The organism is Bradyrhizobium sp. HKCCYLRH3061 (assembly GCF_051168015.1).
GTDB lineage: Bacteria > Pseudomonadota > Alphaproteobacteria > Rhizobiales > Xanthobacteraceae > Bradyrhizobium.
Genome location: NZ_JBNPUE010000019.1, coordinates 144,674 through 156,819 on the forward strand (window position 1 = coordinate 144,674; position 12,146 = coordinate 156,819).

General features: G+C 67.5%; 10 protein-coding genes and 1 pseudogene. 5 read left to right on the top strand and 6 right to left on the bottom strand.

What is annotated here, in order from left to right:
* Nucleotides 1-44: 44 nt before the first annotated feature.
* Together ACQR2C_RS26840 and ACQR2C_RS26845 are read left to right on the top strand one after the other, a co-directional pair.
* Nucleotides 45-1,029 (top strand): annotated as a pseudogene (locus ACQR2C_RS26840) (glutathione S-transferase family protein).
* 9 nt (nt 1,030-1,038) lie between these two features.
* Nucleotides 1,039-1,446 carry an ACT domain-containing protein gene (locus ACQR2C_RS26845; RefSeq protein WP_315803992.1) on the top strand — a complete coding sequence of 136 codons (408 nt, stop codon included), beginning with the start codon at nt 1,039-1,041 and terminating at the stop codon, nt 1,444-1,446.
* Nucleotides 1,447-1,467: 21 nt separating this feature from the next.
* Here ACQR2C_RS26845 and ACQR2C_RS26850 read toward each other — a convergent pair whose 3' ends face one another.
* Nucleotides 1,468-2,520, bottom strand: coding sequence for a LysR family transcriptional regulator (locus ACQR2C_RS26850; protein ID WP_434882468.1), 1,053 nt, complete (start codon nt 2,518-2,520; stop codon nt 1,468-1,470).
* Between the two features lie 155 nt (nt 2,521-2,675).
* On the opposite strand from ACQR2C_RS26850, the gene ACQR2C_RS26855 reads away from it, so the two are divergent.
* From ACQR2C_RS26855 to ACQR2C_RS26865, 3 genes are all read left to right on the top strand, one after another.
* Nucleotides 2,676-4,337: an acetolactate synthase large subunit gene (locus tag ACQR2C_RS26855; protein WP_434882469.1), complete on the top strand. Its 1,662-nt coding sequence runs from the start codon at nt 2,676-2,678 to the stop codon at nt 4,335-4,337.
* Nucleotide 4,338: 1 nt separating this feature from the next.
* Nucleotides 4,339-5,940 carry an FAD-binding protein gene (locus ACQR2C_RS26860; protein WP_434882470.1) on the top strand — a complete coding sequence of 534 codons (1,602 nt, stop codon included), beginning with the start codon at nt 4,339-4,341 and terminating at the stop codon, nt 5,938-5,940.
* Nucleotides 5,941-6,051: 111 nt separating this feature from the next.
* Nucleotides 6,052-6,675 (top strand): glutathione S-transferase family protein, encoded by a 624-nt coding sequence (locus ACQR2C_RS26865; protein WP_434882471.1) that lies wholly within the window; start codon nt 6,052-6,054, stop codon nt 6,673-6,675.
* Between the two features lie 3 nt (nt 6,676-6,678).
* Here ACQR2C_RS26865 and ACQR2C_RS26870 read toward each other — a convergent pair whose 3' ends face one another.
* From ACQR2C_RS26870 to ACQR2C_RS26890, 5 genes are all read right to left on the bottom strand, one after another.
* On the bottom strand, nt 6,679-7,467 hold the full coding sequence (locus ACQR2C_RS26870; RefSeq protein ID WP_315803987.1) for an IclR family transcriptional regulator: 789 nt from the start codon (nt 7,465-7,467) through the stop codon (nt 6,679-6,681).
* A 31-nt stretch (nt 7,468-7,498) separates the two neighbouring features.
* Complete coding sequence (locus ACQR2C_RS26875) at nt 7,499-8,260, bottom strand: SDR family NAD(P)-dependent oxidoreductase (RefSeq protein WP_434882472.1); 762 nt, start codon at nt 8,258-8,260, stop codon at nt 7,499-7,501.
* Entirely contained in the window at nt 8,257-9,990 is a 1,734-nt protein-coding gene (locus ACQR2C_RS26880) for an FAD-dependent oxidoreductase (RefSeq protein ID WP_434882473.1), read from the bottom strand. Before ACQR2C_RS26880 ends, ACQR2C_RS26875 begins: the two co-directional genes overlap by 4 nt.
* Nucleotides 9,991-10,000: 10 nt before the next feature.
* Nucleotides 10,001-11,212: an ABC transporter substrate-binding protein gene (locus ACQR2C_RS26885; RefSeq protein ID WP_434882474.1), complete on the bottom strand. Its 1,212-nt coding sequence runs from the start codon at nt 11,210-11,212 to the stop codon at nt 10,001-10,003.
* 154 nt (nt 11,213-11,366) lie between these two features.
* Nucleotides 11,367-11,585, bottom strand: coding sequence for a hypothetical protein (locus tag ACQR2C_RS26890; protein WP_315803983.1), 219 nt, complete (start codon nt 11,583-11,585; stop codon nt 11,367-11,369).
* Between the last annotated feature and the right edge of the window lie 561 nt (nt 11,586-12,146).

Here is a 12,146-nt window from a genome sequence, read left to right on the forward strand (position 1 = left end):
CATTGCTGCGCCCCGCGCAGGTCACGGCGTGAGAGGAGAACGTCATGGGAGTGCTGGTCGATGGCCAATGGCACGACGTCTGGTACGACACGGCTGCATCCGGCGGCCGTTTCATCCGCAAGGATTCTGCGTTCCGCAGCTTCGTCACGGCTGACGGCCGTCCGGGCCCGTCCGGCACCGGCGGCTTCGCGGCCGAAGCGGGCCGCTATCATCTCTATGTCAGCCTGGCCTGCCCGTGGGCTCACCGCACCCTGATCATGCGCGCCCTGAAGGGGCTCGATGACATGATCTCGGTATCGGTCGTGCACTGGCTGATGCGCGAGCGGGGCTGGACCTTTGCCGAGGGTCCGGGCGTCGTGGCCGACAGCGTCAATCACGCCGGCCTTCTGCACCAGGTCTACACCGCCGCAGAGCCGCATTATTCCGGCCGCGTCACCGTGCCCGTACTGTGGGACAAGCAGAAGCGCACCATCGTCAACAACGAGTCGTCCGAGATCATTCGCATGCTGAACTCGGCGTTCGACGGCGTCGGCGCCAGGCAAGGTGACTATTATCCGCAAGCCCAGCGTGACGAGATCGACGCCATCAATGCGCGCGTCTACGATACGCTGAACAACGGCGTCTACAAATGCGGCTTCGCGACCACGCAAGGGGCGTATGAGGAGGCGATCGGCCCGCTGTTCGCCACGCTCGACTGGCTGGAGGAGCGGCTGTCGGCGCGCCGCTTCCTGCTCGGCAACACCTTGACCGAGGCCGACATCCGGCTGTTCACGACCCTGATCCGCTTCGATGCCGTCTATGTCGGCCACTTCAAGTGCAACATCCGCCGCATCGCCGACTATCCGCATCTCGCAGCCTACACGCGCGATCTCTACCAATGGCCGGGAATCGCCGCGACAGTGAATTTCGAGCACATCAAGCGGCACTATTACGAGAGCCATCGCACCATCAATCCGACCGGCATCGTCCCGGTCGGGCCGCGGCAGGATTTCACCGCCGCATGGGCGCGAGCGCCTGGCGACGAATTGACGAGGATCCATGGCGGGTGAACGCAACCTCGATACGCTGCTGCGCACGATGGCTCCCGAGCTGCAGGACGGCGTGTTCGTGTTCTGCACTGTCGACACGCATCAGGACATCCCGGCCGGGCTGACGCCCCTCATGCTGTTCCGGGAGCGCGAAGCGATCACGCTCATCGTGCGGCGCGAGGAAGCAGAGCGGGCAGGGTTGCCCTGCCGGTTCGCCTCGCGCCTGATCACGCTCTCGGTGCTATCAGCGCTTGATGCGGTGGGTTTCCTTGCCGCGGTGACGACGAAGCTCGCGGCCGCCGGCATCAGCGTCAACGCGGTCTCGGCGTTTCACCACGATCATCTGTTCGTGCCGGAAGCACGAGGCAAGGAAGCCGTGCTACTCTTGCATGAGCTGTCTCGCAGCGCCGCCACCTAGCGATGGCAGGACGACGATCAGTCAGGCTTTGCTTCTGCCGACGTGATGCGATCGGCCTCGCCGGAGTCCACTCGGTTTCTTGCGTGTCGTGGCCGGCGACCGCTTCGTGTCACGCGCGGCGCGGGGGGGCCGGCGTGGCGCGATCAGCGTTCGCTCGGCCTGCGCGCGCACCAGGTCCATCAACATCATCGCTGCGGGCGACGGGGTCCGCCCCTTCAGCCGCAGGATGCCGAACTGCGCCATCAGCAGATCCGATGCGCGCGGCTCTTTCAGCTCGGCCACGTTGAGGCGGATCAACTGACCGGAGGCCAGCTCGTGGGTGAGAACGGCGTCGCCCGCGACGAGCACGATGTCGGAGCGAATGGCCATTTGCACCAGCAGGCTCGCGTTCTCGGATTCGAGCGCGACGTCGAAGCCGCGGCCCTCCGGCGCAGCGATGAGCGCTTCCAGGCGCCTGCTGAATTCCGGCGGCAGCGCAACGGAGGCGAAGTGCTGGCCGGCAAGCTCGCGTGCCGAAAGCTCCCGTCGGCGCGCCAACGGATGAGTCGCCCGACAGTAGAAGTATCCCGGAAGGCCGCCGAGCGGCTCGATGTCGAGGCTGTCGTCGGCGCGGATGTCGGTGATGTGCGCGAGGAAGAAATCGAGCTTGCCTTGCTGCAGCACCTCCATCAGGGCGCGCCAATTGTCCTGCACCACGATGATGCGCACGGACGGGTGCTCCGAATACAGCCGCGCCATGGCATCCGGCAGAAGCGTCAGCCCGGTGAAGGCGCCGACGCCCACCGTCACCTCGCCGGCATCTCCCGAGCGGAGCAGGCGCATCTCGCGGCCGAGATCGTCGGCGCCAGACAACAGCGACCGGGCCCGTGCCACCAGCCGTTCGCCGACCGGGGTGATCTCCACCGAGCGCGAGCTGCGGTCGAACAGCCGCATCCCGGCGGCGTCCTCCAAGGTCTGCAAGCTGCGGCTCAGCGCCGACTGCGTGACGTGGGCGCGCTGGGCCGCCCGGGCGAAATGCCGCTCTTCCGCGAGGAAGACCAACTGCTGCAGCTGGCGCAGGGTGGGGGTGTACATCGATGAGCCGAAATCATTGATCCAGCCATAACAATTCATTGGATTTCTGAGACCGTCAATTCCAAAATGGCGCAAATACAAACAGGGGAAATGCCATGGCGGGGTTGGCCAAGTCGCCCCGCGCTGCGGCAGTCTCCCGGCAACAGGCTCTTCTCATGCCCAACGGCGCGCAAGCTCTGATACGGACCCTGGTCAATTCCGGCATTCGGGTCTGCTTCACCAATCCCGGCACCTCGGAGATGCATTTCGTCGCGGCGCTGGATTCGGCGCCGGAGATGCGCGCCGTGCTGTGCCTGTTCGAAGGCGTGGCGACCGGCGCGGCGGACGGCTACGCCCGCATGACCGGCACGCCGGCGGCAACGCTGCTGCATCTCGGCTGCGGCCTCGGCAATGGCCTCGCCAATCTGCACAATGCGCGCAAGGGCAAGGTGCCCGTCGTGAACATCGTCGGCGACCACGCCACCTACCATGTCCCGTATGACGCGCAGCTCCAGTCCGACATCGAGACCGTCGCGCGCAACGTCTCGCCGGAATTCGTCTGGACCTCGCAGGTGACGTCGGAATTGTGCCGCGACGCGGTGGCGGCCGTGAAGGCGGCGTGCTCCTGGCCCGGACAGGTTGCGACGCTGATCCTGCCGGCCGACGTGTCCTGGGGGGAGGGCGGCGTCGCCGAGCCGGCGCCGGTGATCGAGCCGCCGGCGGCCGCCGACGATGCGACCGTGCAGGCGGTCGCCGAGGCGATCAGGGCGGGCGGCCGCAGCGCTTTTCTGCTCGGTGGCACCGCGCTGCACGAGGAGTCGCTGCTGGCGGCCGCGCGCATCGCGGCGGCCTGCGGCGTGAAAGTCTACGCCGAGACCTTTCCGACGCGCATGCAGCGGGGAGCGGGCCTGCCGGCCGTCGAGCGCATCGCCTATCTCGCCGAGATGGCGCAGATCCAGCTCAAGGAGATCGACACCCTGATCCTGGTCGACGCCAAGGCGCCGGTGTCGTTCTTCGCCTATCCCGGCAAGAAGAGCTATCTGCCGCATGACGGCTGCAAGGTGCTGACCTTGTCGACGCCGGCGCAATGCGCCGCGGGCAGCCTGGTCAAGCTTGCGGCCGCGCTGGAGGCCAACAGCGCCACGCCGGCATTGTCACCGGCCTCGCGGCCCGGGCGTCCGCGCGGCAAGAAGCTCACCGCGGAAAAGGTCTGCAAGGCCGTGGGTCATCTCCTGCCCGAGAACGCCATCATTATCGACGAGGCCATCAGCTCCGGCCTGATGCTGTCGAAGTTCACCGCGGGCGCGCCGCGCCACGATCTGATCACCTTGACCGGCGGCGCCATCGGGCAGGGGTTGCCGAACGCGATCGGCGCTGCGATCGCCTGTCCGGACCGGCCGGTGATCGCGCTGATCGGCGACGGCAGCTCGATGTACACGATCCAGTCGCTGTGGACGATCGCGCGCGAGCGGCTCAACGTCACCGCCATCATCTTCAACAACGCCTCCTACTCCGTGCTCAATGTCGAGCTGGAGCGGGTCGGCGCCGAGGAGATCGGACCGAAGGCGCGGGCGCAGCTCGATTTGCACGGGCCGGTCCTGAAATTCGTGCAGATCGCCGACGGCATGGGCGTGCGATCGACACGCGTCACCACGCCGGACGAACTCACCAGCGCGTTGCAGGGGGCGCTGGCGCGGCCGGGGCCGCATCTGATCGAGGCGATGGTGCCGCCGGCGCTGACCGGCCTCAAGCTGAAGCTCCTGCCGCATCTCCTGGGATCGCTCGACCGCGTCCCGCTGCCGGTGGCGCGGATGCTCAAGCGCAAGATCGCGCCGTGACATGAGCGCGACGCTGCAATCCGACCTCGTCATCGCCGGCGGCGGTCTCGCCGGCATCGTCACCGCGCTGGAAGCGCTGCGCGCCGGCAAGTCGGTGACCATCGTGGACAGGGACACGCCGGAGCGGTTCGGCGGGCTGGCGTTGTGGGCGTTCGGCGGCATGGCGCTGATCGGCACGCCGTTGCAGGCGCGCATGAAGATCCCGGATACGCCGGAGATCGCGCTGCGCGACTGGATCAGGTTCGGCGAGCTCGACGCGGCCGAGCACTGGCCGCTGCAATGGGCGCGCTACTACGTCGAAAAATCTCGCACCGAGGTCTACGACTGGCTGCTGGCGCACGGCGTGACCTTCATGCCGGCCGTGAACTGGGTCGAGCGCGGCCGGCACGGCGACGGCAATGCGCTGCCGCGCTACCACATCGTCTGGGGCACCTCGCAGCGGCTGACGCGCGTGATGATCGCGGCGATGCGCGCGGCCGATGGCGGCGGCAGGCTGACGGTTCTGCACCGCCATCGCGTCGTCGGCCTCGATCGCGCCGGCGGCGCCGTGGCGGGCGTCGTCGCCGTCAACGAGGAGACCGGCGCCGAGATCCGCATCGCGGCCCCGCTGACGGTGCTGGCGATGGGCGGCCTCAATGGCAGCCACGCGGAGGCCCGCGCCAACTGGGTCAAAGGCCGGCCGCTGCCGGCGGCGATGCTCAATGGCGCGCATCCGCACTCCGACGGCAAGCTGCATCACCACGCGGCCGGGGCGCTGGGCGCCGAGATCACGCATGCCGGCGAGATGTGGAACTACGCCGCCGGAATCCCGCATCCGTTTCCGCATTTCGAGGGCCATGGCCTGTCGCTGGTGCCATGCAAATCGGCGCTGTGGCTCGACCATCGCGGCGAGCGGATCGGGCCCGAGCCGCTGGTGACCGGCTTCGACACCCATGATCTGTGCCAGCGCGTCGCGGCGCAGGAGAAGCCGTATACGTGGCATCTGTTGAACTGGCGCATCGCCGCCAAGGAGTTCGCCATCTCCGGCGCCGAGCACAATCCGCGCATCCGCGACCGGCAGATGCCGATGTTCCTCAAGGAGACGCTGCTCGGCAATCATCGCCTGGTGCGGCAGATGCAGCGCGAGAGCCGGCATTTCCTGGTCGACGAGACGCTGGCTGGCCTCGCCGCCAAGATGAATGCGCTGACCGGCACCGGCGACGTGAAGCCGGAGGTGCTCCAGGCCACCGCCGACGCCTTCGACGCGAACTTTGGGAATGGCGACAAGCTCCACAACGACGACCAGTTGCGCCGCATTCTGCATGCGCGGCAATGGGGGCCGGACAAGCTCCGCACCTGCAAGCCTGCGCCGCTGCAGGCGCCGGGCGCCGGGCCGTACATCGCCATTCATATGCAACTCATCACCCGCAAGAGCCTCGGCGGCCTCAAGACCGATCTGCAGAGCCGGGTCCTCGACACCACGGGCGCGCCGATCGGCGGCCTCTACGCGGTCGGCGAAGCCGCCGGCTTCGGCGGCGGTGGCGCCTCGGGCAAGCGCTCGCTGGAAGGCACGTTCCTGCCGGGTTGCATTCTCACCGCACGGGCGGCGGTGCGCGCGATGTGACGGCTACGGGAACCGTACGAGTCCGCGGAACCGCCGCTGAATTATTGCTCGGTCACTGTCGATCCGGTGCTGCTACGTTCGTCTTCGAGGCACAGGAGATGGAGACCCGTCATGAAGATCTACTGGATCAAGGCTCAGGCGCCGCGCCGCGTGCTGGCGCTGGTGAAGCATCTCGGCGTCCCGGCCGAGTTCATCGACATCACCGGCCAAATGAAGACGCCGGATTATGCCGCGCTCAATCCCAACATGAAGGCGCCGGTGCTGGTCGACGGCGACACCGTGCTATGGGAGTCGACCGCGATCATGGCGCACCTCTGCATCCGCGAGAGCTGCGACATGTGGCCGGCGCGCGATCCGCAGGAGCAGATCGAGGTGCTGCGCTGGCTGGCGTGGACCGACTGCCACTGGGCGCCCGCGGTCGGGCCGTTCTATTTCGAGCACATCGTGAAGAAGACGTTTGGGATCGGTTCGCCGGACCGTGCCGCGCTGGTCGCGAAGGTGCCGAACCTAAAGACGTTCGCCGCCGTGCTCGACGCGCATCTCAGCTCGCATAGCCACATTGCTTGCGACCGGCTCACCATCGCCGATTTCGCGGCCGCTTCGATGGCGACCGACTGGCGCGAGGCCGAGATGCCGATGGAGGCGTTTCCGAACATCGTGCGCTGGCTCGACGGGCTGATGCGGCTGCCGGCGTGGGCCGATCCGTGGCCGGAGAAGCGCTCGGTCGCGGCCTGAGGCTCACGGCTGCGCGATGCCGTGGCCGAGCTGCTTGGAGATCTCGGCCGCGCAGGCGCGCAGGCGGTTCGCGAGCGGCGACTGCCAGCCGGCATCGAAGGTGCCGGCTGGTCCCATCGCGGTGATGACCAGCGCGACGTGGCCGGCGTGATCGAACACCGGCGCGGCGAAGGCATTGACGCCAGGCAGGGGATCGCCGACGGCGCGCGCCAGTCCCTGCGCGCGCACCTCGGCCAGCATCTCCGCCACTTTCGGGCTCCTCAGTGCGCGCTTCGGATTGTAGCCGACACCGAGACGGTCGAGGCCGGCGTCGAGCGCGGCCTTCACCGTCTTCGGCGGCAGGAATGCCGCGAAGGCGCGGCCGGTCGCGGTTTCCAAGAGCGCCATGATCGAGCCGACGCGCATCACGATGTGCACCGGATGGCTCGGCTCCTCCAGCCGCACCACGGTGGGGCCATTGGTGCCCCACACCGCGAGCGAGACCGCGTGATCGATGGCGCCGGCGAGCGCCGCGATCTTCGGAGTGGCGATCCGCACCGCCGACAGCCGCCGCAGGCTGATCAGTCCGAGCTCGAGCGCGAGCGGGCCGATCTCGTAGCGTCCGGTGGTTTCGTCCTGCTCGATCAAACCGATGCGCGAGAAGCTGACGAGATAGGGATGCGCCTTGGCCGGCGGCAGCCCGGCCTCGCGCGCGAGGTCGCGCAGCATCATCGGCTCGCCGCTGCGCGCCAGCGCCTGCAGCAAGGTGCCGCCGACCTCGATCGATTGGATGCCGCGGCTCTCTCGTCCCATGTCTTGTTGTGCCCCTGATTCGGCGCCGTGCCTACACCGCCAGGAAGCCGCCGTCGACCGGCAGGGTCACGCCGTTGACGTAGGACGCCATGTCCGAGACCAGGAACGCCACGGGGCCGGCGAGCTCCTCCGGCTGGCCGACGCGGCCGAGCGGCGTGCGGCTCATGAAGCCGGCGAGCCGCTCCGGATCGTTGCGGGTCGTCTCCGTCATCGCGGTGGCGATCACGCCGGGCGCGATGGCGTTGACGCGGATGCCGTCGGCGGCGAGCTCGCGCGCCAGCGCCTGGGTCAGCGACTTCACGCCGCCCTTGGAGGGCGAGTAGCCGAGCGTGTTGCTGATGCCGATGAAGGAGGCGACGGAAGCGATGTTGACGATGGTGCCGCGCGTCGCGCGCAACGCGGCGAGAAACGCGTAGGTGACGTTGAACACGCCGTTGAGATTGACGTCGATCACCCGCTGCCAGTTCTGCGCGGCCCGCGGCGAGTCGATATTCTCTCGGATGATGATGCCGGCATTGTTGATGAGAATGGAAATCGGTCCGACCTCGGCGCGTAGCTGCGCGGCCAATGCCGCGCAGCCTGCGGCGTCGGTGACATCGAGCTTGTAGGCCCACGCCTTGCGGCCATGGCCGCGGATCTCGGCGGCGCAGCGCTCCGCACCCTCGATGTCGATGTCGGTGATCACGACATCGGCGCCGCGGCCCGCGAGTCCCAGCGCAATCGCACGGCCATTGCCGTTGGCGCCGCCGGTGACCAGCGCCAGCTTTCCGGCCAACATCTGATGGTCGCTCATGCGGCGCTCCTTTGGCCCGCGCGTTCCGCGAGGTGCCGGCCGGCAATGTAGCCGAAGGTCAGCGCCGGTCCCAGCGTGATGCCGGCGCCCGGATAGTTGCCGCCCATGATGCTCGCCATGTCGTTGCCGGCGGCATAGAGCCCCTCGATCGGCTGGCCCTGGGCGTCGAGCGCGCGGGCATGCGCGTCGGTGCGGATGCCGGCATAGGTGCCGAGATCGCCGATCACCATCTTGATCGCGTAGAACGGCCCGTCCTTGATCGGCGCCACGCACGGGTTCGGCCCGTGCAGCGCGTCGCCCTGATAGCGGTTGTAGGCGCGCGAGCCTTTGCCGAAGGTCGGATCCTGGCCCAGCGCGGCATCGGCATTGAACGCGGCGACGGTTGCTTCGAGCCCCCGCGGATCGATGCCCGTCGTGCTTGCCAGTTCGGACAGCGTCGCGCCGCGCTTGAGATAGCCGGTGTTCAGATGATGCCCGAGCGGCATCGGGAACGGCGGCACGCAGCCGAGGCCATAGCGGCGCAAGGAGCGGTGGTCGGTGATCAGCCAGGCCGCGATCTCGCGTCCCGGCTTGGCCGCCTTGACCATCGCCTGCACGAAGTCGTGGTAGGAGTTGCCTTCATTGGCGAAGCGCACGCCATCCGCGGTCACCGCGATCACGCCCGGCTTGGCGCGGTCGATGAAGTGCGGCATCACGCCCTTGCTGCCGTCCTTGCGCGTGGTGACGGAGACCGGCACCCAGGCCGCCGCATGCGGCAGGCCATCCTCGACCCGGCCGCCGACGGCTTCCGCGAGCCGCAGGCCGTCGCCGGTGTTGCCGACAGGGCCGGGCGACACATGCTCCTGTCCGGTCGGCGCATGCGGAAACATCGCCTTGCGCCTGTCGACGTCATGCGGGAAGCCGCCGCAGGCCAGCACCACGCCGAGCCGCGCATTGACGCGGATACGCCGGCCCTGGCGCGTCACCACGGCGCCGCGCACGGCATCGCCGTCGCGGATCAACTCGGCCACCGGCGACGACAGCCACAGCGGAATCCCGAGATCGAATGCCGACTTCGCGAGCCGCCCCGCCAGCGCATTGCCGTTGGTCAAGGTCATGCCGCGGCCGTGGCGCAGCACGTCCAGCGCATGCTTCGACAGCCGCTTGGCGACGTAGAACGCTGACGCCAGCGACTTGGTCGCGCGCATGAAATGGATGATCTCCTTGCCGGAGCCGAGCATCATGCCGAACACGGTGAGCTCGGGCAGCGGCTGGCCGAGATCCTTGATGTGGTCGCCGAGTTCGCGACCGTCGAACGGCCGCGTGACCATCGAGCGGCCGCCTTGCGTGCCGCCCGGCGCCTCGGCGTGGTAGTCCGGAAAGGTCAGCGGCATGTCGAACTTCAGCGCGGTCTTGCTGGTGAAGAAGTCGACTGCCTCCGGGCCCTTGCTCAGGAACGCGTCGACCCGCGCCGCATCGTAACTGTTTCCGGCCTCGTGGCGCAGATAGCTGCGCGCCAGCTCGGGCGGCTCGTCGATGCCCCAGGCCTTGGCCAGCGACGTGCCCGGAATCCACAGCCAGCCGCCGGAGCGCGCCGTGGTGCCGCCGAAGCGCGGCTCCTTCTCGGTGACGACGACCTTCAGCCCGGCCTGGGCGGCGGTGACCGCCGCCGACAGCCCGGCGCAGCCCGAGCCGACCACCAGCACGTCGCAATCATGGGTTTCGCCGGCCTGGTGATCTGCTCCGCTCATGCGCGCGCTCCTACTTCTTCAGCAGCGGGCACTTGGATTCGGAGAACGGCCGGAACGCATCCTCGCCCTTCACGGTCTTGACGATCTCCAGATAGTCCCACGGCTCCTTGGATTCCGACGGCTTCTTGACACGGGCCAGGTACATGTCGCGGATGACGCGGCCGTCCTCGCGTAGCTTGCCTCCATGGACGAACGTATCCTCGATCGGCAGCTCGCGCATCTTGGCCATCACCGCCTTGGGGTCGTCGGTGCCGGCTGCCTTGATCGCCTTGAGATAGTGCAGCACCGAGCCATAAACGCCGGTCTGGATCATCGTCGGCATGATCTTGGTGCGGGCGAAGAACTTCTTCGACCAGGCGCGGGTGGCATCGTCCATGTTCCAGTACGACGCCGTCGTCATGTAGGTGCCTTGCGCCGCCTCGAGCCCGATCGCATGCACGTCGGTGTCGAACATCAACAGCCCGACCAGCTTCTGGCCGCCCTTGACCAGGCCGAACTCGCCGGACTGCTTGATGGCGTTGTCGGTGTCCTGGCCGGCATTGGCGAAGGCGACGACGTCGGCCTTCGAGCTCTGCGCCTGCAGCGCGAACGAGGAGAAATCGGCGGTGTTGGTCGGATGCTTGACGCCGCCGAGGATGGTGCCGCCGAGCTCCTTGATGAAGCGCGTCGCGTCCTTCTCCAGTTGCTGGCCGAAGGCATAGTCCGCGGTGATGAAGTACCAGGACTTGCCGCCCTGGCCGATCACGGCGGAGGTGGTCACCTTCGACAGCGCATAGGTGTCGTAGGTGAAATGCACGGTGTTCGGGCTGCACAGCTCGTCGGTCAGCGAGCTCGCGCCCGGACCGGACAGCAGCGCGATCTTGTTGCGCTCGCGCACCATGTTGTGCACGGCAATCGCGATGCCGGAATTGGGAATGTCGACCACGGCATCGACCTTGCCGTTGTCGAACCAGTCGCGCACGACCGTCGTTCCAACGTCGGTCTTCATCTGGTGATCGGCGCTGATGATCTCGATCGGCTTGCCGAGCACGGTGGGGCCGAATTCCTCGACCGCCATCTTCGCCGCCTCGACCGAGCCCGGCCCGCTGTTGTCGCGTCCCCAGCTCGAGAGATCGGTGAGCACGCCGATCCGCACCACGTCGTCGGAGACTTGAGCCGATGCGTTGGTCGCAATGAATGACGTCGTTGCCAGAAACGCGCAGGCGAGCCACTGCCGTCGCATGAAGATCCTCCCCGTTTGCCCCGCTCTGTCGGCGGTGGCAGCGAGTTAGACATTGACGAATTGATTTGTCAATTACGAATGGGTGCGATGCAGCGCACAACGACTGTGGAGGTCGTCGCGGATATCGGATGGCGGCTGGGGAGCGCGATGCGCGCTACACGCGCGGCATGATCTGCAATTCGAGCAGCGCCAGTCGTTGCATCGCGGCAGGATCCCGCTCTCCGGTCTTGGCGGCACGCAGCACCGATTCGGCAAGCAGGGTGACATGGGTCGAGCTCACCGGCTCGGGCAGCGCGGCGATGGCACTGTCGAGGGCCTGCGTCATCAGCACGATGACATCAGGCGAAAACGCAGCGTCTGAAAAATCCTTCATGCAGAACTGTCCGCAGCAGGGGCTTCAGTCGAAAATCGGTTGACGCAACGCGTGTTGATGTTGTCGGCAACGCGCCAGCCGCGGCTCCGGTTCCGGCTCTTCCGAGCTTCGGATCAGCAGAATCGCTGATCTGCCATGCGCAAACTGCCCGTCGAGCCAATCTGCCGCAGGCCGATCAGCTTGTGTCGTCGGGCAAATCAGGACGATGCTTCCGCCCATCCCGCCTCACCGAAGGGGCGTTACGCGCGATCGTCACGATACGCGAGGCGGGGAGCGGTGGCCTGTCGGATCGCAGCGTGCTCTATGCGCGTGGACGAACGAGTCCGGCAGGACGATGAAATCGCAGCGTCCTGGCGCCCCGATGCTGGCGTCAAGCCGGCGATGGATGCCTCAGGCATCGCGCTGACGACGGTGGCTAACAAGCCCGGACACCGGGGAGACTGCGTATAAATCGTAAGCCCATCGCGCAGGGAGGGCCGGGTCGTCCGGCTGACCTGTGGTACCTGCCGCCTGCATTTTTTTCGCAGGCGGGCCACGGGCCTCAGTCGAGGTCCGGCCTTC